Genomic DNA, 23,349 nt, shown 5'->3' on the forward strand with positions numbered 1-23,349 from the left:
ACACGTAATGTACACCACTGTCGTTTCACTTGACACCTGTGTACATGCGACCTAATCTGAGCGCACGACACGTCTTTCGATTCCCCCAATCGTCCCCATGAGGCGCTCATGTCCACGGACCCGCTGCTCCAGCCGTACACGCTCAAACATCTCACGTTTCGCAATCGCATCATGACGACGTCGCACGAACCCGCGTATGCCGAGGACGGCATGCCGAAGGAGCGGTATCGCGCGTATCACGTCGAGCGGGCCCGGGCGGGCATCGCGCTGACGATGACGGCCGGTTCCGCGGCGGTGTCGAAGGACAGTCCGCCGGTGTTCAACAACATCCTCGCGTACCGGGATGAAGTGGTGCCGTGGATGAAGGATCTCGTCGACGAATGCCACGAGCACGGCGCGAAGGTGATGATCCAGCTCACGCATCTGGGCCGGCGCACGCGCTGGGACAAGGGCGACTGGCTGCCGGCGGTGTCGCCGTCGCATCAGCGTGAGCCTTCGCATCGCGCGTTTCCGAAGAAGCTGGAAGAGTGGGATATCGAGCGCATCGTGAAGGATTTCGCCGATGCCGCCGAACGCATGAAAGCGGCCGGTCTCGATGGCCTGGAGATCGAGTCGTACGGGCATCTGATGGACCAGTTCTGGTCGCCGCTGACGAACACGCTGGAAGGTCCGTATGGCGGGTCGCTCGATCATCGCCTGCGCTTCACCTTCGACGTGATGCGCGCGATGCGTGAACGCGTCGGCGAACGTTTTCTGCTTGGCATTCGTTATACCGCCGACGAAATGATGGCGGGTGGCATCACGAAGGAAGAGGGCATCGAGATTTCGAAACGGCTGAAGAACAGCGGGCTGGTCGATTTTCTCAACATCGTGCGCGGTCATATCGATACCGATGCCGGCCTCACCGATGTCATCCCGATCATGGGCATGCGCAGCGCGCCGCAACTGGACTTCGCGGGCGACATCCGCCAGGCGACGGACTTTCCCACGTTTCACGGCGCGCGCATCCAGGACGTGGCGACGGCGCGCTTTGCCATCGAGTCGGGCAGGATCGACATGGTCGGCATGACGCGTGCGCACATGACGGATCCGCATATTGTGCGCAAGATCATCGAGAAGCGGGAAGACGATATCCGGCCTTGCGTCGGGGCGAATTACTGTCTGGATCGCATCTATCAGGGCGGCATGGCGTTATGCATTCATAATGCCGCGACCGGACGCGAGCTGGAGATGCCGCACCGGATTGCGCCGGCGCAGACGAAGCGCAAGATCGTGATCGTGGGCGCGGGGCCGGCGGGACTCGAAGCGGCGCGCGTGGCGGGCGAGCGTGGACACGATGTGACCGTGCTCGAAGCCATGAACGATCCGGGCGGGCAGATTCGCCTGACTGCCCAGAACCCACGCCGCAAGGAGATGATGGGCATCGTCGACTGGCGCATGGCGCAGTGCGAGAAGCTCGGCGTGCGTTTTGCATTCAATACGTGGGCGGATACGGAAACGGTGCTGTCGTACAGCCCGGATGTGGTGATCGTCGCGACGGGCGGCATGCCGCATACCGACGTGTGCAGCGCGGGCAACGAGCATGTCGTGTCGTCGTGGGACATCATTTCGGGCGATGTGAAGCCGGGCGCCAATGTCCTCGTCTTCGACGATGCCGGCGATCATGCCGCGCTCCAGGCAGCGGAAACCATTGCGCAGGCGGGCGGCAAGGTCGAGGTGATGACGCCCGACCGCACCTTCTCGCCTGAAGTGATGAGCATGAACCTGGTGCCATACATGCGCGCGTTGCAGAAGCTTGCCACGACCTTCACCGTGACCTTCCGGCTGGAGGCCGTGCGCCGGGAAGGCAAGGAACTGGTGGCCACCATCGGCAGCGATTACGGCGGCGTGACGAAGGAACAGCGTCATGACCAGATCGTCGTCAATCACGGCACCATTCCAATGGACGAGCTGTACTTCGAGCTGAAGCCGCTGTCGCGCAATCTCGGCGCGGTCGATTACGAGGATCTGATCGACGGCAAGGCGCAGGTTGTCGAGCGCAACCCTGACGGACGCTTCCAGCTTTTCCGCATTGGCGATGCAGTCTCCGCGCGTAACACGCATGCGGCGATCTACGACGCGCTTCGGCTGATGAAGGACATCTGAATGGGCCCACGGCGATGACGGCGAGGTTCGATGTCAGCGACAGCCTGTCCGGTGCGCTCTCGCTGAGAGCCATCAAGGCCTTTCTTGCGGCCGCGAAATGCAGGAGCTTCACGGCGGCTGCGGATGTGCTGTGCGTGACGCCCGCGGCCATCAGCAAGCAGGTGAGGGAACTGGAAGACTACCTGGGCACCACGCTCTTCGTGCGAACGGGCAGGGCCGTCACGCTCACGTCCGATGGCGAGATGTTCAAGGATGCCGCCCAGCTTTCCCTCATCAACATTCATCAGGCTGCCGAGCGCCTGCGCAGGAAGATCTCCGCGCGGCAGACGCTCATCGTGTGCTGTTCGCCGGCGTTTTCCGCGCTGTGGCTGCATCGGCGGCTGCCGGAGTTCATCCAGGCGCATCCGGATATCGAACTCACGGTGCTGGCCACGCAGAACTTCATCGCGATGGAAGCGGGCGTGCAGCCGGACGTCTACATCGCGAAGCTGGCGAGCATGCGCGACGGCTACGATACCGAGCACCTGTTCGACGACGAGGTGTATCCCGTCTGCACGCCGCAGTACTTGCAGCGCCATGGCCCGATCGATACGCCGGAAGCGCTGCTGGGCATGGCGCTGCTGGACATCAGCGCTTATGGCCGGTCGCAGATTTCCGAGCATATCGACTGGAAGGTCTGGCTGGCGCTGCACGACGTCGATACGGTCTGGCGCGCCGACATTCCGCGCCAGCTTTTCACCAGCAACGATTACCCCGCGCTGGTGCAGATGGCGCTGGCGCATCAGGGCATCGTGCTCGGCTGGCATCATCTTGTCGGACATCTGGTCGCGAGCGGTGACCTCGTGCGCCCGCTGCCGCACAAGACGGTGATGAAGAATCGCGGCCATTATCTTTCCGTGCGCCGCGACAAGGCCGATGCCGCCGTATGCAGAAAGTTCTGCGAGTGGCTCAGGCCGCAACTTGCGCTCCTGGCAAATGCGAAGGATGCCGCTTCAACCAAAAGTTGAAGCAAGGCCGGAGAAAACGTCGTTTGGGTTGAGCCGCGAACTCTCATAGATTGCCTCATGCGCCGCGCCTGTCGTGCGGCCTGAACGAGGACAACATCGATGGGCTTCAAGCGAACCCTGCACGCGGTGGAGACGCATTCGGGCATACCGATGCGCGTCGTCACAGGCGGACTCCCACACATTCCCGGCGACACCGTCCGGGCCAAGATGCATTGGCTGGCCGCGAACGACGATGGCTTGCGCAAGCTGCTGCTGCGCGAGCCGCGCGGCTATCCGGCGCATTGCTGCAATATCGTCGTGCCGCCGTGTCATCCGGAGGCGGACGCGGGCTTCATCATCCTCGAACAGGTCGAGTATCCGATGATGTCGGGCGGCAACACCATCTCCGTTGTTACGGTGCTGCTGGAGATGGGCATGCTGCCGATGCGCGAGCCGGTCACCGAACTCACGCTGGAAGCGCCCGCGGGACTCATCCGGGTCGTCGCCGAATGCGAGCACGGCAAGGTCAGGCGGGTGACGTTCAGGAACGTGCCGGCGTTCGCCGCGCATCTGGATGCCGTCATCGACGTGCCGCATCTGGGCAAGGTGCGCGTGGATGTCGGCTGGGGCGGCATGTTCTATGTCATCGCCGATGTGCGGCAATTCGCGGGGCTCGAACTCAAGCCGGAACATGGCAAGGAGATCACGCGGGTGTCGGCGTTGATCCGGCAGGCGGCCATCGAGCAATTGCCGGTCGCACATCCCGACTATCCGGGCGTGGGCATCACCATCTCGCAGCTTTCGGGTCCGTCGGATGATCCACGCGCGGACTGGAAGAACGCCGTCACCATGCCGACGGGTCCGCTCTCCTGGGACGATCCCTCGACCTGGACCGGCGCGATCGACCGTTGTCCCTGCGGCACCGGCACGTGCGCGAAGATGGCCGTGCTGCACGCGAAGGGCGAGTTGCCGTTGCACCAGGACTTCCGGCATCAGGGCATCCTGGGCACCGTGTTCACGGGACGGCTGGTCGAGCAGGCGCGCATCGGCGGGAACGATGCGGTCATTCCCACGCTGTCAGGGACCAGCTGGATTCATGGCATCAACACCATCGTGCTGGATCACGACGATCCATTCCCCGAGGGCTATATCGTCGGCGATATCTGGCCGCACCAACAGGAGCATTGAAGATGCAGATCGTGACGGCGCAGCAGATCAGGTCGGTGCTGGACTGGACGGGCGTGCTCGACGCATTGCGCGCGGGACATGCGGGTGCGCGGCCGATCGGGGGCAGCTATTTCGTCGGCGATGCCGGGTTTGGCCTGTTCAGCCGGGGCGTGATTCTGCCGGGCAAGGGCGCCGGGTTCAAGGTTGCGTCGCTCTGTCCGGGCAATCAGTTCGCGAGTCCAGCGCGGCCGACCGAGCAGTCCGCCTTTCTGGTGGTGGACGAGCACAGCAGAAGCCTCGTCGCGATGCTGGACGGTCCGGAGATCACGCGCTGGAAGACCGCCGCCGATTCCGCGCTGGCCGCCACGAAGCTGAGCCGGGAAGACAGCGAGGTGCTGCTCGTGCTGGGCGCGGGGCCGGTTGCGCTGGCGTTGGCGGAGGCTTATCTGCACATTCGGCCGTCGCTGCGCGAGGTGCTGCTGTGGAATCGCACGTTGTCGAAGCTGGATGAGATGCGCGCGATACTTGAGAGTAGAGACGTCCGCGTGCGCGTGGTCGAGGATCTGGATGCAGCCGTCGCCCGCGCCGATATCGTGACGGCGGCCACCGGCGCAGCCACACCCGTGATTCGGGGAGAGCGGGTTCGTCCGGGCACGCACGTGGATCTGGTGGGCGGCTATCGCCCGGACATGCAGGAGGCCGATTGCGACGCACTCAGAGGCGCACGCATCTTCGTCGACGATCGCGAGAATGCGAGCGTTTCAGGTGACATCCTGATTCCGATGCAGGCGCAGGTCATTCAGGCGCAGCAGATCGAGGCCGACCTGTTCGAGCTGTGCCAGGACACGGCTTTTCATCGCGAAGCAGCCGACCGCACGGTCTATAAAAACGCTGGCGGCGCGTATCTCGATCTGCTCGTCAGTCAGTATGTCGTGGAGCGATCGAGATCGTGATAAGCATGGTCAAGGGCGGGGTTGCCCATTCTCATTTCGGCAGGATGCTCTTCGCCCAGTCGACGACCTTGTTGCGCGCCTTGTCGAGTTCGTTGCCGCCTTCGGCCTTGGCCTGCTGAGTCGGCGTCTTCGCAGCGGCGAGACAGGCCGCCTTCATCTCGGGATGCTTCAGGCTGCATGTCTGCGCCAGCTCGTTCGCATGCTGGATGTTGCCGTGCTCGCGATACCACGTAATGACGGAAGGCCACGCGGGCGGCGCCCTGTCGAAGTTATCGAATTGCTGCAGCAGGAAGGACTCGCCGGCGCGCGGATCCTTCGCCGTCACGTGTTGCGCCAGGCTCGCCTGGATCAACCACGACGGGTCGCGCGAATTCTGGTTGCGCCGCAGTGCCTGCGTCTGCGCATCGGCCGAACCGCTGTGCGAAAGCGCCATCAGGTTCGTCAACAGGTACAGAGGATAGGCGTCGTTCGACGTGACGCCCGATGCCGCACGCTGCGCCTGATCCAGCGCCTGACCATACTGGCCCGCTGCCTGGAGGTTCACGACCTCGGTCGTCGCCGCATAGTGGGCGAGGATCGTCGGCGTCGTGCCGCGCTTGCGCGCCGCCTCCCATGGCTCCTTGCGCGGTTCTGGACGCTTGCCGCTCATCGCGGCTCGGACCAGCTTCGTCAGGCTTTCCTCGCGCGCGGCGGGATCGCCGTGATCGTCGTGAAGGCTGTCCATCTGTTCGTCGATCTGATTCTCGATCATCTGCTGCAGATCGAACACGTTTTGGGTGAGGCCAACTTCTGCGTCCGTGCGCATCGAGGTATAGGACGAGACGGCTTCACTCAGGGCCGACAGGCTGCCCAGCTGATTCAGCCGCGCCGCATTCGAGCCGGCGACCGACACCGGCACGAGCGGCTGGGCGTGGGCTGTGGCTGCGGCTTCCTTGCCCGCTTTGGCGCGCGCCACCTGCGCTTGCTGGTCCCGCAGCTTCTGGCGCCGCTCCTTCGCTTGCTGGTCGTAGGTGATCACGCGCTCGAAGAACGCCTTGAAACCGTCGATATACGAGTAATTGCAGCGCAGGCTGATGGTCGCGCCGAAGCGGTCTGCCTGCTCCTCGACGCTGCGCTGCCACGCGGGAAACATCACGCGCGTACCCAGCGTATCGATCACGCCGACGTTGTCGATGCCGGTCCACGTGTTGGCTGCCGGCGGCTTGTTGGCGACGGACCAGGCGAGCGAGACGACCTCGACGGAACGCTGGCCTGCGCTGCGCACGTCGAAGATCGCGTGATGGTTCAGATAGATATGCCCGAACTCGTGCGAGAGGATCGCAAAGATCTCGTCCTCGGTTTCGGCGGACTGCAACCATCCGACCGAGACGAAGATGTGCCCCGCCGCGTCCGAATTGGCGTTCAGCGCCGTGTCCGCGATGATGTGCACGGACCCCGGATAGCCCGGCGTACCGGCGGTTTTCCTGATGGTGGCGAGCAGGCCGTTGAGATAGCTTTCCATGTCGGGCATGGGCACGAGACCATAGCCGTCTGCGCGCGCCCGATTGAGTTCCACCTTCGGGTCGGGCCAGTCGCGCTGCGGCGGCGGGGGCAGCACGCCGACGCTATCCATGCCGCCCGCATTCCGATTGGTCCCGGTGAGATTGCCGAGATCGATCGGCAGCTTCGCGTCCGCGCACGCGCCCAGCAGCAGGCTGGAACAGGCAAGGCAGAAACCGCGCCGGTTCAGCGCGCTCATCTTCGGGGCGCTCATCATTCGCACCGGTTGGTGGCGGCGCCGAGCTGCCCGGCTGCATGGACCGATGCGCCAGCATTGCATTGCGCATGATTGGTGCGTTTCATCTTGACCTCCATGCCGTCGACCCAGTAGCGCTTGCCGCGCACGTTCACCGGATAGAAGCCGTTGCTCTCGCTGCCCTCCACCCGCAGCGGCAAGCTGTCGGGCGGTGCGGTGACGGTGCTGTCCTTCGAGTCCGGCGTCTCGTAGAGCTTGACTAGCGCGCCGGCTTTCATCGGCTCGACGATGGCACCCGAATCGGCGGCGGAGGAGGGGAGTGGCATCAGTGTGGCCATCGTGAGTAAGGTGCTGCAGGCCAGCACGGCGCGTCTTGTTCCGGAAGCACGTGTGTTCATGAAACTCACTCCCTGACGTCCAGGATCCAGTTGACGAAATCACTGCCCCAATCGAACCACTCGACCGTCATCGCGCACGCAACGAGATGCGAAACGGCGAGAAACGGAACATGCATCCATGTCTGTCCCCACACCAGCAGCTTGATCGCACAGTAGACGAGCAACAGGCCACTGATGACGAAGAGAAGGCACTTGAAAGTGGCGTCCAACGCTTTTCTTCGCCACCACAGTCCGCCGAGGGGCTTCGGCCTGCCTCCGGGGCGGGGCTGTCTCCACTGCCGATAAGCGTTCCGCGCGACTTCCTTCAAGCCGCGCACCAGCGCCACAGGCGCCAGTCCGATGACACACAGCGCCGCGAAGGCAGGCCAATGCTCGTTGAATGGTGATTGCGGCGGCTCCCAATACTCCTGATAGCGATGGTTCGAGGCAAGCAGGTTGTCCAGCGCCATGGCATGCAGGAACACGCCGGGAATGCGGTCATGCAGCGGCGACACTACGATGTCGTTTGAATATCTGAGTGACGTGCCGATCATGACCACCTTGTCGTCGAAGGCCGCTTTCAGTTCGCCCGATGTCATGTCGCGAAGCTGGCTTGCATGAATGGTGCGATGGAACACGCAGAGCGGCCGGCTCAGGCTGCGCATGATGGAGCGTGCCTCGGCGCGCTTCAGCAGAACGTTGTCGTTTTCATCCGACGTGCAATACATGGGGTCGTTGCTGTGTTCGCCGTCGGCGCTCCACCACGCGTCTTTACGATCCTCTTCGTCGTCTTCCTCCACCTTCCAGCGCAGGCCGTACTCCGCGGTGTCGAGGCCCCACGTCAGCATCATCGTCGGCGAAACGTACCTGTAGGGCGTGGGCCTGGCCAGGCCATAGGCGTCTTCGTAGATGGACAGCGCCGCGCTGCGCCGCTCGGGCGGAAGCGCCGCATCCGAGGCACGGGCCTGCGTGGAGGCGTGCCTGATATCCGCATGGTCCCGTGGCGGGGCGACGCCGTGCTCGTCGAGGAAGAGCCGGTAGGTCCACGCGATGCGATCCACTTCACTCGGCGCATATTCGATCGCGACTTCGGTCGCGCCGGGATAAGCGTCGAGGTCTTCGTTGATGTGAAGGTCCTTGTGCTCTTGCAGGCGCGCGGCCAGGAAGACCACGGGCCGCCCGCTGCCGGATTGCCCGTGCGCCTTGCGACGCGCCTGACTGGCTGCGTCGATGGCGTCGAGCGCTGTCTCGAACGCCAGCAGACGCGCCTTGTCCTGTTCGTGTTCGAAGACGATGTCGAAGAACACGGCCTTGGGATGCCAGGATCTTCGCAGAGGGGCATTCGCGGGCGTATCGACGTATTCGAGAAGCTTCACGTAGTAGTCGAACGTGGCCGGCCACGACTGGTGTTCGACCTCAAGCGACGGCTCGTCGATCAACAGTATCGTGATGTCGTCGCGTTGCGCGACCGGATAGTGATAGCCCTCGATGGGCGCCGCCAGCTTCGCGATCTTCTGTGCCCCGAGTTCTTCCGTGAAGCGGCTTGGCAGAATGAGCGCAGCCAGACATCCGATCGCGAGCGTCGCACACAGGCGAACGAAGAACATGACGACCGGAGGCGGCCCGCGATGACCTCGATGTTCTTTTTGATCGTGCGCCGCCATCGCTCAACCTTTAGCGTTACGAAACGCGACAGGTTGAGTTTAGGAAATCGAAACTATGATGAGAAAGGATTTTTCAAGTCGCGTTCGATGTTTTCGCAAGGCGACGAGTATTGCTTACCGATGAAAATCGATAGCTTTGCGCTGATGATTACGGGTTGTCAGCTTGGAGATGCGCGGCCGAAGCCGCGCCTATCGACTTGCATGAGAATTCACCGCCGAGGTGCGTTGCCCCTGCCTAGCGCGGATTGATCTGCTTGACGATATCGGCGGCGATGGCGCGCGCCTGCTTGTCGGACGTCGGCGCAAAGATGCCCTGCCACGCGGACGACGTGGTGTTGTAGTTGCGTTCGCCGAACACGCGACCGCTTTGCAGGTCGCGGAAGGTGACGCGGGCCTGCATGAATGCGTTACCCGTCATGATGCCCAGCGTGTAGCGCGCACCGGGCGCGACGAAGTGGAAGTCTTCCACGTAGACATCGACCACCGTGCCCGCGCCCTGACGCGCCATGCGCTTGACGGTTTCGTCGAAGAAGGTCGAACTGGCGTCCTTGGACGCGCCTTCCAAGGCTTCGCGCCATTCCGTCTGGACACGCGGCCAGTCGGATGCGGACGTGGCAACCGACGATCCGTTCATGCGCAGCACGATGGTATGCGCGGACGCTGCCGGCACCACGACGCCCGGTTGCGTGGTCTTCGCGGTCGGCGCTGCGGTGTCCTGGGTTTGCAGCGTGGCGGCACATCCGCTTATAAGAATGGCAATGCCGGCGAGAGTCAGGGAAGACAGATGACGTGTGCGCATGTTCGACTGGTAAGTTGGAGGTGCGTCACAATATAAAAAATAAGCGCCTTGAAAGGCGCGCCGGTATGTCAGTAACTGACCGTCAATGGTTCCGGATGCTCGCGGGTCAACACGATCTTGCTGCCCATGGGCCATCCCGTGCGTTGCGACGGAGTGGACAGCGGCGTGCAGGCTTCGGTCTGCGTGCTCCGTTGCGATGCGATGCTGAACGACTGCGAAGCCGTGTTGCTCGCGACATAGGCGGTGACGGTCGCGCCTTCGCGCACCACCAGGGCGGGCGTCGGACCTTCGGAAGGGATCACGACGGGGTCGCCGCTGCAATCAGCGGATGTGTAGTAAAGCAGCGAGTCAACAGTGTGGTAAAGGAACAGCGATGCCGATGAAGGCGCCTTGATATCGCTGGGATCGTCGGTCGTCGTCTTGCGCTGCAAGGGGACGACGAAGCGCGTGTTGCCCCGCGTGATCAGCGGCCCATAGTTGTACTGGAAGTGCGAAAGTGTGCCGACGAGGTGGCCGGATGCATCGAGCACATTGGGCGGCATATCCGGTGTATCCGGTGTATTCGGCGCAACGGCCTCTGCCGATATCTGCGCGTGAGCGAGGCTCGCGGCGAGCACGGTGAACATCGCGATAAACGCCTTGTTCATGGTCAGTCTCCTCGAAGCATGAATCACGGTGATCCGGCTCAGTAACGAACCGTCAGCGGCTCGGGATAGTGCTGCGTGAGCGAGAAGGATGTCTGCGGCGTCCAGTACGAAGGCACCGAGCGGGTGGCCGTCACGCACGCGCCGTCATACGAGATATAAGAGTTCGCGGTGAGCGGACTGCCATAACCCGGACCCGCGATATACGCGGTCACGTCCGCGCCGGTTCGCACGAGGTCAACGGGGCGCGGCGACGATCCCATCATGATGAGCGGCGCACCGCTGCAATTCGCAGACGGAAAAGCGGCGGCGGTGTCATCGGCCCATTCGAACTGCGACTCCGAGTACTGGGTGGCGGAGATCTTCTTGTGACGCAGCGGCATGAACACGGGCGTGCGTCCGAATCTCATATAGACGCCTTGCGTGCGTTCATAGCTTTCGACCGGGCCAACCGGCTTGCCTTGCGCATCGAATACTTTCAGTACTTTTGTCTGTCCGGGCGGGTTCAAGGCAGGCGTTGCGACTTGCGCATGCGCGGCCGTCGCGCTTGCAAGCAGCAGGGCGGGCAAGGTAATGCTGCGCATCGGTGGCTCCTCGATGTCGTTATGCGGGAGTGACTCAGTAGTCGATCGTCAGCGGCTCAGGATAGCGCTGCGACACGTCGAAGCTCGACTCCGGCCTGACGCTCTGCATGGTCGATTTCTGTACGACGCAGGAGGTGCCGTTCAGGATGGAAGCAGCGGGGATGGGCGTGGTGTTCGTATCGCTGCCGACATAGACCACGACATCGGCGCCCTGACGGACGGCGACCGACGAGCGTGGCCAGTTCGAGTCGTAGTTGATCACGGGCTGTCCGCTGCAATCCGCGCTTTCGAAGTAGGCCGTGTTGAGCGTCGACCAGGCGAAAGCATTCGCCGGCGCGCCGGTGGCGGTGCCGCTGCCGGCCGCATCCAACGGGCGGCCGATGCGCACGAAGGTCGTGGCGCCGTTGATCGCGATATAGACGCCGTCCGCTCCGTTGTACGAAGCCAGCAGTCCGATAGCCTTGTGATGGGCGTCATAGACCTTGAGAGCCGGCTTCTGCGCGCCTTGCGCCAGCGTGGCAGGCACGCTGGATTCGTCGGCATGGGCGGCCGTGATGGCAAGCATCAGAGTGGTGGCAACGCTGACCCAACGCATGAGCTGTCTCCTCGAGTCGTCGGGGCCGCGCTTGCGTGCCTTTGCATGCCTTCGACGTGTCCTGGTTATCGCTTCTGTTTATCGCCAGCGCCGAGGATAGAGAAAGCCTTTCGAAATTTCAATTGAACATTTAATACTGTGGAATATCTTCCGAAGCAGATTTCACGACGTGGGAGGGTGGGTAACATCGGCATGCTTTGCGCATACATCTCGAAGTCTGACGGCGAGTCGAAGCATCTTTCTGACCCTCGACTCGACATGTCGAAAGTGGCCTTGAAGCTAGTGCTTTCAGTCACGCGCCAGCATCAGGTCCAGGTTCTGAACCGCAGCGCCTGATGCGCCTTTGCCGAGATTGTCGAACACGGCGGACAACAGCACTTGCCCGTGTTCCGCATTGAACAGCACGCTCAATTGCATGTCGTTCGTACCGTTCAGTGCTTGAGGGTCCAGATGCGTTTGCGCTGCGGCTTCATCGGCCGGCAGGACGTGTACGTGCGCTGCGTCCTCGTAATGACGCGTGAGGCATTCGTGCAGCGTGGCGCCGTCCACACCGGGTGCGAGCAGTCGCAATTCGAGCGGCACGGTCAAGACAATGCCCTGGCGATAGGAACCATAGGCTGGGATAAAAAGCGGCCGCTGCGCGAGCCCCGCGTGCTGCTGGATTTCCGGCGTGTGCTTGTGCGCGAGTCCCAGGCCATAGAGCTGGAACGAGGGTGCGTTGACGGCACCCCGGCCCTCATGTTCCTCGACGCCCGCGCGACCGCGTCCGGAATAGCCGGACACCGCATGGATGCTGACCGGATAGCTGTCCGGAATGAGCCCGGCCTGCAACAAGGGCCGCAGCAAGCCGATAGCACCGGTCGGATAGCAGCCGGGATTGCTGACGCGATGCGCCTCAGCGATACGCGCGGCCTGGCCTGGCGCCATTTCCGGAAAGCCGTAGGTCCAGCCCGCCTGTGTGCGATGGGCCGAACTGGCATCGATGACCCTCACCGCAGGATTGACGATCGCTTCCACCGCATCGCGCGCGGCGGCATCGGGCAGACAGAGAATGGCGATGTCGCAGGCATTGATCGCTTCCGCGCGACGTCGCGCATCCTTGCGTTCCGTGGCGGGAAGCGTGGACAGCGTGATATCGGTCCGGTTACGCAACCGTTCGTGGATTTGCAGTCCGGTGGTGCCCTGGTCTCCATCGATGAAGACAATGGGTGCGCTCATATGCGGAAGACTCGAAGTCAAGGTGTGGGGTTGAACGAGCGCTCATGTTCACCGATTCGCTAGAATAGGAAAAGTTGAATTTCATGACCCAATCATTCATTTTTCCTGAATCAGGATGCCGCCATGCGAGAGATCAGTCTGGACCGCTTGCGCACATTGGTTGCGATCAGCGAGCGCGGTTCGTTCGCCGATGCAGCGCGCGCCCTGAACCTGGCGCCTCCCACCGTCAGCCTCCATATCGCCGAACTCGAAGACCGCGTCGGCGCGCCGCTTCTGTCACGCAAGCGTGGACAGGTCAGGCCGTCGGCGATAGGAGAAGTGCTGGTGGAGCGTGCGCGCCGGTTGCTGGCCGATGCCGAGCAGGCGCTGGACGATATCCAGCGCCAGGTGCAGGGGCTCGAAGGGCGCGTGCGGCTCGGGGCATCCACGGGCGTGATTGCGTACTTGCTGCCGCAAGCACTCGAGACATTGCGTCAGCATCATCCCGCCATCGATATCCAGCTTGCCGTGCTGACGTCGCATGAGACGTTGTCCCGGCTGGCGGACGGAACGCTGGATGTGGGGCTCGTCGCTTTGCCTCAGCCGCCGGTGGCGGGACTCGTCATCAAGCCCTGGCGCCGCGATCCGGTGATGGCCTTCGTGCCGGCGCACTGGCCGTGCCCCGCGCGTGTCACGCCGGCCTGGCTGGCCGCTCAGCCCTTGATCCTCAATGACACGACCACGCGCCTCTCGCGCCTGACGGCGGAATGGTTCGCGGCGGCGGGCCATCATCCTGCGCCGCGCATTCAACTGAATTACAACGATGCAATCAAGAGTCTGGTGGCGGCGGGCTATGGCGCGGCGCTGCTGCCCCATGAGGCTGCGACGCCGTTGCCGGAGAAGCGCATCGTCATGCGGCCGCTGCGGCCGGCAATGTGGCGCCGGCTCGGCGTGGCGCACCGTGCGGGGCACGTCGAGCGCGCCACTCAGCACGTGCTGGATGTCGTGTGGGATCTACGGTCGGTATGAGGGCGCACGACGGCGGTAATTTCTGGCTAATTCTCGCTGCGTAAGCTTGGCTTACTGCACTCATCGGCGAAAAGAAGGAAAAAATCATGCGACGTGAAGGCGTGACCTACGAACTGCATCACATCGGCATTCCCACCGGCGAACACCGGCCCGGCGAGCGCTACGCGGCCAGCATCGACATGTACACGTCGGACGATCTCACCGGCCCGCTGCCGATTCAATGGCACCGCTTCGGCCCAGACTGCACGCTGGCCGAGCCCATGCGCAGTCAGCCGCACATTGCGTACAAGGTGGACAACCTCGAGGCGGCGATCGAAGGGCATGTGGTCATTCTTGGGCCCTACGAACCGATCGACGATTTCCGCGTCGCCGTCATCGACAACGGCGGAATGCCGATTGAATTGATTCAGACGAGCCTGACCAATGCAGATATCTGGAGCCGCGCTGGCAATGGCGTGAAGTCCCGGCTTTATCGTTGATCCCGAGACTTGCGCGCAAGCGGCGAGCGAAGATCAGTTATGCCAGTTCGTCACGGTTCCGTTCTTGAACCAGAACCAGAGCGTATTGCCATAGCCTTCTTTCGTGTGGACGTCGGCAACTGTGGTGGCCTGATTCACGGTCGACATGCCCGGGATCATTCCCGAGGCCATCGAAAGCAGGTTATTCCCTGAGCGGTTCTTGGAGTAAATCCATGTATCCGAGTTATTCGCGCTGGTCTGCTTGCTTTCGGGTTCTCCATACAGCGAATAGATATCCTGCTGGGTCGATTTACCGATCACGACATGCTGCTTGATCCAGACCGGATCGAATTTCTCGTTGCCCACTCCCATTGCGCCACCCGTGGAGCACGCAGCCAGAGAGAAAAGCAGGGCGATCAGAAAGATTTTTTTCATGTTAGCGGCGCTGAAAATAGACTCGGGACAATCGCAACGATCACAACGATCGCAACCATCGCGTTACGTTCTCGGATGGCATTCGCCGTCCGTGTACGTTGCCTTGTCCAGAGGCGTCAGCCCCGGAATCACAAAAGCCGTGCAGGTGAACTTGCGGCCGCGCGCCGTGGTGGCGTCGTAGCTGATCTTGCTGCCGCCAATAGCGTTTTTCTTCACGTATTGCACATTGGTGACCGTGATCTCGTCAGAGGACGCAAGACCCAACGTCTTTGCTGTAGTGGTCTGCATCTCCGTCATGTTCAGCTGTGTGCCCCCGCAGGCTGAAAGAACAAGACACATTGCAGAAGCAGTCGCGCCATAAAACATAACTCTCTTGAACATGTTTAACTTCCTTTTCTTGGTAAGTGCTTACAGAGTGTTACGTAATATAAACAGGTCTTTCATGCGCTGCAAGCTTTTAGCGTGGTAAATCGCACCCTGCTCAAGGAGGGTTGAAAAAATGCTGTCATATCTTGAAGCGAATGGACGCGCGATCAAACGATCCACGCGGGTGCGTGGGGCAGCGTGGCGCTCTGCGCAATATCGTGATTGATCCAGATGCGGGCGCCTTCCTTCGCAGCGATTTCCTCGATTCTTCTCATCGACTCGAGCGAGGCGTGTAGCGCGGCATTGAATTGCGGAACCCTGCGATGCTTCAGGTTGCAACAGCTATGCGCGACGTCGCCGCTCAGGATGACCGGGCCGGTTTGCGGAAGACGTATCAGCAAGGAGCCATGGCCCGGCGTGTGTCCGGGCGTATGAAGCAGGCGGATGGCGCCGTCGTCGAACACATCGCAATCGCCTTCCACGATCTCGATGTCGTTCTGGCGCATCGTATCGTATAGCTCCGGAAGATAGCCCCATGCTTCGGGATGCGGTCCGAACATGGCATCGTGTTCCGCGCGCTGGACGATCCATCGGGCATTCCTGAACAGCTTCGCATTGCCCACGTGATCATAGTGCGCATGCGAGAACAGAATGATGTCGACGTCGTCGGGAGAGACGCCTATCGCGTCGAACTGCGAGGCGATTGTCCGGGTCACGATGCCGCGGATGCCATGCGCCATGATCACGCCGCCGGGCTCGGCGTAGATGCGGTCCGGCGTGCCCGTATCCCACATCAGCCACTTGTTCCTGTGGCGGATGAGGTAGGCATTGCAACTCAGCGTCATGGGCACGTCGACATTCACGCCCGGCGAATAGATCGAGCCGTCTTCGACGCGCGCTATCCCGCCATCCAGAATGCAGATCTTCTCGACGGTGGCGTGCTCATGCATGGCGATGCTTCCGGTATGGAGTTGGACCGCTCGCTCACGAGACCCTTGCCCGGCTGCGTCGAAACTGCCCGACCGAGAGCCATACCGCCGAGATGAGGAAGTACGCCGCTCCCACGCCCGCATAGCCGGCGATTCTCGCAATGGCCGCAAGAAGGGGTGTGGGCGCGAGCGTGAGGAACAAGCACCCGGCGACTGCGGATTGCGCGCCGCTCAGGATCATCGCCCATTGCGCACCCGATTGCTTCCAGCGACGCAGCGCTGTACCCAGTTGCAGCAGACCGGACAGGATGGCCCAGACGCCGAAGACGCCGAGCACCCAGGCCGGATCGGTCTTCAATGCAATGATCACGGCGGCGGTGGTGGCCGCGCTGATCGCTACGTTGATGGCCTGCGTGCGGTTATCCGTCTTGCCGCCGCTGCGCGAAAGGTCGAGATAGTTGGCGAGTGCATCCCACGCGGGATAGAGGACCAGCAGGATGGCCGCGCCGACGGTGGAATGCATGCCGACCGCGAAGGCCAGTGCCACCCATATGATCGAAACCGCCGCGCGAGTGAAGTAATAGTGTTTGAGCCATTGCTCAGCCGCGGCTTGCAGTCCCTGTGTGACTCGATGCTCTGCCATGTGAAACTCCCTTGAAGATGATGATCGAGAGATTCTCAGTTATGGCGTCGCGCGGACATCGGTCAAATGACCGAGGCGGCCTGAAACCGTTGTCGCGTATAGTGGGGCCTTTCCGATGCCCCTCTCTTCGCTGACATCCATGACCCCTCCGGAAGCCAGCCGTCTCCCCTTGCTCGTGTTCGATTGCGTGAAGGCGCTCGCCTTCATCGGCGACCTGAGCATGGGACAGCCCACCGACCATTCGCCCCGCACGGCATGGCTCGCCGCGCGTCTCGCCGATGCGGCCGGACTGTCTGCGGCGGATCGCGACGCGGTTCGTGAAGCAGCCTTGCTGCGCTGGTCGGGCTGTACGGCGAACGCGGCAGGCTTCGCGCAGGTTTTCGGTGACGACGTGGCGTTTCGCCAGGCCATGCTCGAAGAGCATCCGGACTGGGCGGAGCCGCTCGAAGCGCTCGGTGACGCGGGCGCGGCCCTGACGCCGCTCGCCGTGATTCACTGCGAGGTCGCGGGCGAAGTGGCGCGCATGCTCGGATTGAGTGCATCCACGGAGACCGCGTTGCGCCATGTCTTCGAGACGTGGGATGGCCGCGGCCTGCCTGCGCATCTCGCGGGCGACGCCGTGCCCGCAGCGGTCTTCATCGTCGCGCTGGCCGGCGATCTCGAGATCTATAGCCGCGTGTTCGGCGTGGAAGGCGCGCTGGCCCGACTGGCGCAGCGTTCGGACATGCGCTATCCCGCCGATCTCGTGAAGCACGCGATCACGCATGCTCGGCCATGGCTGAAGCAACTGAACGAACTGTCATCCGCCGAGGTCGATGCCGCGCTGCTGACCCGGCACATGCAGCACAGCACGTCGCCGGCCTTGGTCGCGGATGTCATCGATCTGAAACTGCCGTGGATGACCGGCTTCTCGCGCACGGTTGCGGCGACTGCGGCAGCGGCGTGTGTGCGCCTTACGCCGGACACGGAGGTGCATGCGCGCGTGTATCACGCCGGATTGATCCATGGCATTGGCCGGGCATCGGTGCCCAATGCCGTATGGAATCAGCGCGAGCGCCTCACTGAAAGCGCCTGGGAGAAGGTGCGTCTGGTGCCGTACTGGACGTCGCGTGCGGGACGCCTGGCTGGCGCGATCGGCGAAGCGGCCGAGCTCGCATCGTATGCCTATGAGAGGCTCGATGGCTCCGGCTATTTTCGCGGCGTGCGCGACCGTGCGATCAGCATGGAAGCACGCGTTCTGGCGGCGTCGGTGGCCTGGGTTGCACTGCGCTTGCCGCGTCCCTGGCGTCCCGCGTTATCGTCCGACGAGGCCGCGCGGCAGTTGCTCGAAGACGTGGCCGGCGGCCGTCTGGATGGCGAAGCAGTCGATGCGCTCCTCGCCGATGCCGACAGCCCCATCAGACGGCCCGTCAACGAAGCGCACACGCGCGTGCTGCTCTCGGTACGGGAGATCGAAGTCCTGCGATCCATCTCGCGCGGCGCGAGCAACAAGGAAGCCGCGCGCGAGCTCGCGTTGAGTCCGAGCACGGTGCGAACGCATATCGAGAATATCTTTCGCAAGCTCGAATGTTCGACCCGTGCGGCCGCGACGCTGAAGGCATCGGCGATGGGCTGGCTTTGACGCCGGTTCAAGCTCGGAGCGTCTGCTTGAACAAGTCGAGCAGCGCGTGCCAGCCTCGCTCAGCCGCGTTCGGGTCATACACGGGAAAGTCTGGGACCATCCAGCCGTGCAAGGCGCCAGGGTAGGTTTCGGCGCGGTAGTGGACGCCTGCATGGATCAACGACTCTTCTAGACGGGCAGCCATCGCCGGTGGGTAGCTGTCGTCGTTGTCGGCACTCGCGATGTACACCTGCGCGTCCAGACTGCTTGCGAGCAAGTGCGGGCTCGTTGGCGCGTCGGTTGCCAGATTGCCGCCGTGAAAGCTGGCGACCGCCGCGAAGCGCTCGGGGAACGTGGCCGCCGCAGCGATGGCCATGCCGCCGCCCATGCAGAAACCCACTGCGCCCAGCTTGCCGTGCGCAATGTCCTTGCGCGTGTCGAGCCAGGCCAGGAAGCCGCTGGTATCGCTGGAGGCCTTGTCGATTCCTGTCGTCGCCATGAGCGGGCCGAGGATGGCCTTCACGTCGCCCTTGAAAACTTCCTTGGGCACAAGCGGCTCATAAGGACCAAACCGATAGTAAAGGTCCGGCAGCAAGACGACATGGCCCGCGTCCGCGAGCTTCGTGGCCATGTCCAGCATGGCCGGCCGGATGCCGCCGGCATCGCCGTAGAAGATCGCGGCAGGCCAGGGTCCGACGCCGTCCGGCGACATGACATACGCGGGGCACATTCCGTCAGCGGTCGGGATGATGACTTGTTCCGTGGGCAAGCTGTTTCTCCTGCGATGAACGAGCCGTCACGACTCGTCGGGTATCGGGTATTTCCACGACGACTTGACTTCACGCAGCGCGACGCTCGACTGAATGGAGGCAATGCCCGCCTGCTTGCGCAACACACGCTCGATGAAGTCGCCGTATGCGTCGAGATCGGGTGTCACCACCTGAAGAATGTAGTCCGCGTCGCCGGTGATCTTGTGGCAAGACAGCACTTCCGGCCGGCCGCGCATGACGGCCTCGAAGTTATCGGCGGTCTTGTCGGAATGGATGTCGATGCGGATATGCACGAAGGCCAGCAGGTCCAGGCCAATGGCGCGTCGATTGAGATTGGCCTGATAGCCTGTGATCACCCCCTGGTCTTCGAGGTGCTTGCGTCGCCGCCAGCATGGCGTGACGCTCAAGGAAAGCTGTTCGCCAAGCGCGGCATTGGAAAGCGTGCCGTCATTCTGAAGGAGGCGCAGCATGGACCGGTCGACCGGATCCATGACAGGTCTTGAACGGTTTGTGCTCATTGGGCCCGATCCGTAGACAAACGTTCTAATAGTGTAGGCTTTCGCGCATCCAAAAGCAAAATGAGTGCGTCCACGCGTGACTAGACTTAAGGCAGTCTCAGCACGGCAGTCCACCATGCTTACCATCTACAGCAGCGATCACAGTCTTCATCAAGGTGTCGAACTGAAGGACGGCGCGATCTCCGAGTCCTTCGAAAAACCGGTTCGTGCAGAAGCGATACTTCGTCAGGTCAAGGCGGCGGAACTGGGCGAGGTCATCAGCCCGACCCACTATGAGCGTCATCACTATGTCGGCGCGCATAGCGAAAGGTATGTTGAATTTCTGGCTCATGCGTGGGACGAGTGGACCGCCACGGGCCGCACCTGTCAGGCCTTGCCGCTGGTATGGCCCGTTCGGGGGCTGCCTGCCACGGCCATGCCGCAATTCATCGACGGCAAGCTCGGCCTGTTTTCGATGGACGCCGGATCGCCCATCAACGCAGGTACATGGGACGCCGTGTCCGCCAGCGCAAACTCGGCGCTGACGGGCGCGGAAGTCTTGTCCAAAGGCACGAATGCCGCATTCGCATTGTGCAGGCCACCGGGTCATCACGCGGGGCGCGAGTACATGGGCGGTTACTGCTATCTGAACAATGCGGCGCTTGCGGCACAGCGCTGCGTTCAACAGGGCGCGCGGCGCGTGGCCATCCTGGACATCGACTTCCATCACGGCAACGGCACGCAGGACATCTTCTACGAACGCAAGGACGTGCTGTTCGTCTCCATCCACGGAGACCCCGGCGTGTCGTTCCCGTATTTCTCGGGCTATGCCGATGAACGTGGCGCGGGTGAGGGCGTGGGAAGCAACCTCAATCTCCCGCTGCCGCGCGCGACGACATTCGATCTCCACGAACCCGCGCTGCTGCAAGCCGGCGTCGCGATTGCACAGCATGGCGCCGATGCCTTGATCGTCTCGCTGGGCGTCGATACGTTCGAAAGCGACGCCATAGGCCATTTCCGTCTGAGCACGCCTGACTTCACGCGCATCGGCCGAAGGATCGCGACGTTCGGGCTGCCGACGCTCTTCGTCATGGAAGGCGGCTACATGGTCGACGAGATCGGGGTCAATGCCGTGAACGTACTGCTGGGCTTCGAAGGACGCGCGTGAAGGCGTTTGCTTCCCGCAAGCGCATGGCAAAAGGTGAGCATATGAACCGGCTTGTGTATCTCTCTTCCGACTGTCTGTAAGACCTCGACAGCTTTCGTGTCGAAACCAGCATGCAGGGCGTGCGCGCCGACATCGTGCTCGACCGGCCGCCGTTCAACGTCATGTCGCTCTCGCAGCACGAGCAGATCCGTGCCGTCATCGAAGCGCTGGATCGTGATCCGGTCGTTCAGATCATCGTGCTGCGAAGTTCGCGGGAACACTTCTCCAATGGCATGGACGCGTTCGGCCTGAGCCATGCCGCCATGCAGAACGCATCGAAACTGGTTTTTGCATTGAGCGCGCCTTCGCGCTGCAGCAAGCCGGTGATTGCAGCCAATCGCGGCCATTGCTTCGGCAGCGCTTTCGAGTTGTCGCTGGCGTGCGACTTCCGGGTAGTCACGGAGTCCACGGTCTATGCCTTGCCGGCGCTGCACGACGGCCATCTGCCAGGATATGAGAGCATGCGGCGGCTGCATCGGCTGATAGGGACGGGCAGGACCAAGGACCTGGTCATGCGCTCGCGCTTCCTGGATGGCGTGAAGGCCTACAACTGGGGCATCGCGAACGAGTTCACGGTGGACACCGAACTCGAAAACGTCACCGATGCGCTGGTCGAAAAGTTGCTCGCCACGTCGCCGGCGAAGCCGCGCGCGATCAAGCAGTTTTTGAACGGTATCGAAGGCGTATCGTCTGGTCTGGAGTACGGGCCGGACGGCGAGCTGCAGACGATCCTTGCCTGACGAAGACCGGCTGCAGCGTTCACGAGCCTGTGCGCTCAGGCACCCCGCACCCCGTTCCCTACCGGCGACGCCTGCGCCTGCAAATAAGCGAGGCCACCGCCCGCCGACACGATGTCCATCACGAACGGCGGCAAGGTCGGCACGCGATGCACGACGCCACTCGCCGTCTGCCGGATGACTCCATTTCGATAGTCGATCTCCAACGTTTCGCCATCGGCGATGGCATCGTATTCAGCCGCGGAAATCTCGAGGAAGGGCACGCCCATGTAGACCGAGATGCGATATGGCGCACGCGTCAGCCGCATCGCCAGCAATCCCAGGCCAATCTCTTTCATGGCAAGAAACGGATGGCTGTGCTGACTGCCGTGAGCAAAGCGCTTTCCGGCCATCAGCATGTCGCCGGGCCGGGCGTCTTCGGCGATCTCGGGGCGCACCTCATGCAGCAGGTGTTTGCGCAGCACGCGCGGGTCGTAGTTGAAGACATGATTCGCGGAGATGAGCGCGTCGCTCGACACATCGTCGGGCAGTTTCCAGACTCGGCCTGTCGTCGTCAGCGGGGCGGTCATGCAACGGTCTCCTGCAGGAAGGCGCGCGGATCGGCTACCCGGCCCGCAAGCGCCGAAGCGGCGACCGTCAGCGCGCTCGCCAGATAGATATGCGCATCGGGGCTGCCCATGCGGCCAGGGTCGTTGCGCGTGCTGGTGCTGATGCGCACCTCGCCCGCCGCGAGTTGCGCAAGGCCGCCGAAGCAGGGTCCGCACGTCGATGGCGCGATCTGCGCGCCGGCCGACATCAGCACGCCCAGCACGCCTTCGGCCATTGCCTGTTCATGCACGCGCCGCGTGGCGGGAATGACCAGCAGCTTCACGTTGTCGTGGACTTTTCGTCCCTTCAATACGTCAGCCGCCGCGCGCAGTTCAGCGAGACTCCCGGATGCACATGAACCGATATACGCGTGCTGAATCTCGATACCGCCCAGTTCCGCCGCGGTGCGCACGTGCGTGGGGGAGGGCGGAATGCTGACGAGCGGTTCGAGCGTGCCGGCATCGATGTCGATCGTGCGCAGGCAGGGCGCGTCATCATCGCCGCGAAGGAGCGCGGGTGCTTGCATGCCCGCTTCGCGCAAATAATCGAGCGTGCGTGCATCCGCGGGTACCACGCCCGCATCGGCGCCCATATCGACACTCAGGCCGGAAATCGTACAGCGCTCCGGCACGGAAAGCCGTTCGATGGCCGTCCCGCCGTATTCGATGACGCTCTCGTTCGCCTCGTCCGCGTCGATGAGCCGCATCGCATGCAGTACGACATCACGCGCCGTGACGCCCGCAAGCAGCACGCCGTGCACGCGCACGCGGATCGTCCGGGGCACCTTGAGCCAGATGCGACCGGTCGCCATGATCATGGTCACTTCGATGCCGAAAGGAATCGCCAGCGCGCCGACGCCGCCGAGTCCCGGCGTATGCGTATCGGCGCCCGCGACGAACATGCCGGGCGCCACCAGCCCGCGTTCGATGGTCAGCGGATGCGTAATGCCTTCGCTGTCGAAGAGATGGCCGACCTGCATCTTCACGGCGAGTTGCCGCGTGAGACGGTTGCGATCGGCGGCGGCCACGCTGTGCGCCGGCGTCTCGTGGTCGATGGCAACGACGAGGCGCTCAGGATGCGCAAGCGTGTCGATGCCGATATCCGCGAGCCGCTTCACATACGCGGGATACGACACCTCGGGCATCGTCGTCAGATCGGGCGTTGCCCAGATCACTTCGCCCGGTTCGACGTGCGCGCGCCCGCTTGCACGCGCCAGAATTTTTTGTACCAGCGTCGCGGCCATG

Annotated in this window: 26 protein-coding genes; 10 read left to right on the plus strand and 16 right to left on the minus strand. The window is 62.8% G+C overall.

Annotated elements, in window-relative coordinates; translation table 11 throughout:
* Positions 1-108: 108 nt before the first annotated feature.
* The 4 genes from QCE62_RS18565 to QCE62_RS18580 all read left to right on the plus strand — a co-directional run bounded on the left by QCE62_RS18565 (position 109) and on the right by QCE62_RS18580 (position 5,251).
* Entirely contained in the window at positions 109-2,145 is a 2,037-nt protein-coding gene (locus QCE62_RS18565; RefSeq protein WP_309921453.1) for an NADH:flavin oxidoreductase, read from the plus strand.
* Between the two features lie 14 nt (positions 2,146-2,159).
* Positions 2,160-3,152, plus strand: a complete 993-nt coding sequence (locus QCE62_RS18570; protein ID WP_309921456.1) for a LysR substrate-binding domain-containing protein — start codon at positions 2,160-2,162, stop codon at positions 3,150-3,152.
* A 99-nt stretch (positions 3,153-3,251) separates the two neighbouring features.
* Positions 3,252-4,319, plus strand: coding sequence for a proline racemase family protein (locus tag QCE62_RS18575; RefSeq protein WP_309921459.1), 1,068 nt, complete (start codon positions 3,252-3,254; stop codon positions 4,317-4,319).
* Between the two features lie 2 nt (positions 4,320-4,321).
* Positions 4,322-5,251: an ornithine cyclodeaminase gene (locus tag QCE62_RS18580; protein WP_309921461.1), complete on the plus strand. Its 930-nt coding sequence runs from the start codon at positions 4,322-4,324 to the stop codon at positions 5,249-5,251.
* A 31-nt stretch (positions 5,252-5,282) separates the two neighbouring features.
* Here QCE62_RS18580 and QCE62_RS18585 read toward each other — a convergent pair whose 3' ends face one another.
* The 3 genes from QCE62_RS18585 to QCE62_RS18595 are packed head-to-tail and all read right to left on the minus strand — an operon-like array spanning position 5,283 to position 8,970.
* Complete coding sequence (locus QCE62_RS18585; RefSeq protein ID WP_309921464.1) at positions 5,283-7,004, minus strand: M48 family metalloprotease; 1,722 nt, start codon at positions 7,002-7,004, stop codon at positions 5,283-5,285.
* Complete coding sequence (locus QCE62_RS18590) at positions 7,004-7,384, minus strand: hypothetical protein (protein WP_309921467.1); 381 nt, start codon at positions 7,382-7,384, stop codon at positions 7,004-7,006. Before QCE62_RS18590 ends, QCE62_RS18585 begins: the two co-directional genes overlap by 1 nt.
* A 5-nt stretch (positions 7,385-7,389) precedes the next feature.
* Positions 7,390-8,970, minus strand: coding sequence for a CHASE2 domain-containing protein (locus QCE62_RS18595; RefSeq protein ID WP_309921469.1), 1,581 nt, complete (start codon positions 8,968-8,970; stop codon positions 7,390-7,392).
* 21 nt (positions 8,971-8,991) lie between these two features.
* Here QCE62_RS18595 and QCE62_RS18600 point away from each other — a divergent pair, with 21 nt between their 5' ends.
* Positions 8,992-9,276, plus strand: coding sequence for a hypothetical protein (locus tag QCE62_RS18600; RefSeq protein WP_309921471.1), 285 nt, complete (start codon positions 8,992-8,994; stop codon positions 9,274-9,276).
* Here QCE62_RS18600 and QCE62_RS18605 read toward each other — a convergent pair.
* The 5 genes from QCE62_RS18605 to argC form a co-directional block, all read right to left on the minus strand.
* Positions 9,263-9,826, minus strand: a complete 564-nt coding sequence (locus QCE62_RS18605; protein WP_309921474.1) for a hypothetical protein — start codon at positions 9,824-9,826, stop codon at positions 9,263-9,265. The two genes, QCE62_RS18600 and QCE62_RS18605, sit on opposite strands and share 14 nt — an antisense overlap.
* 68 nt (positions 9,827-9,894) lie before the next feature.
* Positions 9,895-10,452: a hypothetical protein gene (locus tag QCE62_RS18610; RefSeq protein WP_309921477.1), complete on the minus strand. Its 558-nt coding sequence runs from the start codon at positions 10,450-10,452 to the stop codon at positions 9,895-9,897.
* A 59-nt stretch (positions 10,453-10,511) separates the two neighbouring features.
* The gene (locus tag QCE62_RS18615; RefSeq protein WP_309921480.1) at positions 10,512-11,054 is read right to left on the minus strand and encodes a hypothetical protein; all 543 of its coding nucleotides are present in this window, start codon (positions 11,052-11,054) and stop codon (positions 10,512-10,514) included.
* 34 nt (positions 11,055-11,088) lie between these two features.
* Entirely contained in the window at positions 11,089-11,649 is a 561-nt protein-coding gene (locus tag QCE62_RS18620; protein ID WP_309921483.1) for a hypothetical protein, read from the minus strand.
* 288 nt (positions 11,650-11,937) lie between these two features.
* The gene (gene argC / locus QCE62_RS18625; protein ID WP_309921485.1) at positions 11,938-12,867 is read right to left on the minus strand and encodes an N-acetyl-gamma-glutamyl-phosphate reductase; all 930 of its coding nucleotides are present in this window, start codon (positions 12,865-12,867) and stop codon (positions 11,938-11,940) included.
* 123 nt (positions 12,868-12,990) lie between these two features.
* Between argC and QCE62_RS18630 the strand changes: the two genes are divergently transcribed.
* Entirely contained in the window at positions 12,991-13,875 is an 885-nt protein-coding gene (locus QCE62_RS18630) for a LysR family transcriptional regulator (RefSeq protein WP_309921488.1), read from the plus strand.
* An 86-nt stretch (positions 13,876-13,961) separates the two neighbouring features.
* A complete protein-coding gene (locus QCE62_RS18635; protein ID WP_309921491.1) occupies positions 13,962-14,354 on the plus strand; it encodes a hypothetical protein in 393 nt (130 codons plus the stop codon).
* A 33-nt stretch (positions 14,355-14,387) separates the two neighbouring features.
* Here the strand turns inward: QCE62_RS18635 and QCE62_RS18640 are convergent, their stop codons facing one another.
* The 4 genes from QCE62_RS18640 to QCE62_RS18655 form a co-directional block, all read right to left on the minus strand.
* The gene (locus QCE62_RS18640; RefSeq protein WP_309813942.1) at positions 14,388-14,768 is read right to left on the minus strand and encodes a hypothetical protein; all 381 of its coding nucleotides are present in this window, start codon (positions 14,766-14,768) and stop codon (positions 14,388-14,390) included.
* A 63-nt stretch (positions 14,769-14,831) separates the two neighbouring features.
* The gene (locus QCE62_RS18645) at positions 14,832-15,149 is read right to left on the minus strand and encodes a hypothetical protein (protein ID WP_309921494.1); all 318 of its coding nucleotides are present in this window, start codon (positions 15,147-15,149) and stop codon (positions 14,832-14,834) included.
* 152 nt (positions 15,150-15,301) lie between these two features.
* Positions 15,302-16,084 (minus strand): N-acyl homoserine lactonase family protein, encoded by a 783-nt coding sequence (locus QCE62_RS18650; RefSeq protein ID WP_309921498.1) that lies wholly within the window; start codon positions 16,082-16,084, stop codon positions 15,302-15,304.
* Between the two features lie 34 nt (positions 16,085-16,118).
* Positions 16,119-16,706, minus strand: a complete 588-nt coding sequence (locus tag QCE62_RS18655) for a DUF308 domain-containing protein (protein ID WP_309921501.1) — start codon at positions 16,704-16,706, stop codon at positions 16,119-16,121.
* Positions 16,707-16,845: 139 nt separating this feature from the next.
* On the opposite strand from QCE62_RS18655, the gene QCE62_RS18660 reads away from it, so the two are divergent.
* The gene (locus QCE62_RS18660) at positions 16,846-18,327 is read left to right on the plus strand and encodes an HD domain-containing phosphohydrolase (RefSeq protein ID WP_309921505.1); all 1,482 of its coding nucleotides are present in this window, start codon (positions 16,846-16,848) and stop codon (positions 18,325-18,327) included.
* Positions 18,328-18,334: 7 nt separating this feature from the next.
* Here the strand turns inward: QCE62_RS18660 and QCE62_RS18665 are convergent, their stop codons facing one another.
* Together QCE62_RS18665 and QCE62_RS18670 are read right to left on the minus strand one after the other, a co-directional pair.
* Positions 18,335-19,075, minus strand: a complete 741-nt coding sequence (locus QCE62_RS18665) for a dienelactone hydrolase family protein (protein WP_309921508.1) — start codon at positions 19,073-19,075, stop codon at positions 18,335-18,337.
* A 27-nt stretch (positions 19,076-19,102) separates the two neighbouring features.
* Entirely contained in the window at positions 19,103-19,594 is a 492-nt protein-coding gene (locus QCE62_RS18670; RefSeq protein WP_309921510.1) for an Lrp/AsnC family transcriptional regulator, read from the minus strand.
* A 115-nt stretch (positions 19,595-19,709) separates the two neighbouring features.
* On the opposite strand from QCE62_RS18670, the gene QCE62_RS18675 reads away from it, so the two are divergent.
* Both QCE62_RS18675 and QCE62_RS18680 read left to right on the plus strand, forming a co-directional pair.
* Positions 19,710-20,741: a histone deacetylase family protein gene (locus tag QCE62_RS18675; protein WP_309921513.1), complete on the plus strand. Its 1,032-nt coding sequence runs from the start codon at positions 19,710-19,712 to the stop codon at positions 20,739-20,741.
* A 110-nt stretch (positions 20,742-20,851) separates the two neighbouring features.
* Positions 20,852-21,520, plus strand: coding sequence for an enoyl-CoA hydratase/isomerase family protein (locus QCE62_RS18680; protein ID WP_309921516.1), 669 nt, complete (start codon positions 20,852-20,854; stop codon positions 21,518-21,520).
* A gap of 35 nt (positions 21,521-21,555) precedes the next feature.
* Here QCE62_RS18680 and QCE62_RS18685 read toward each other — a convergent pair whose 3' ends face one another.
* Positions 21,556-22,086: a 3-isopropylmalate dehydratase gene (locus QCE62_RS18685; RefSeq protein ID WP_309921519.1), complete on the minus strand. Its 531-nt coding sequence runs from the start codon at positions 22,084-22,086 to the stop codon at positions 21,556-21,558.
* Positions 22,083-23,348 carry an aconitase/3-isopropylmalate dehydratase large subunit family protein gene (locus QCE62_RS18690; RefSeq protein ID WP_309921522.1) on the minus strand — a complete coding sequence of 422 codons (1,266 nt, stop codon included), beginning with the start codon at positions 23,346-23,348 and terminating at the stop codon, positions 22,083-22,085. Before QCE62_RS18690 ends, QCE62_RS18685 begins: the two co-directional genes overlap by 4 nt.
* Between the last annotated feature and the right edge of the window lies 1 nt (position 23,349).

It is taken from the genome of Caballeronia sp. LZ033, from assembly GCF_031451265.1.
Classification (GTDB): domain Bacteria; phylum Pseudomonadota; class Gammaproteobacteria; order Burkholderiales; family Burkholderiaceae; genus Caballeronia.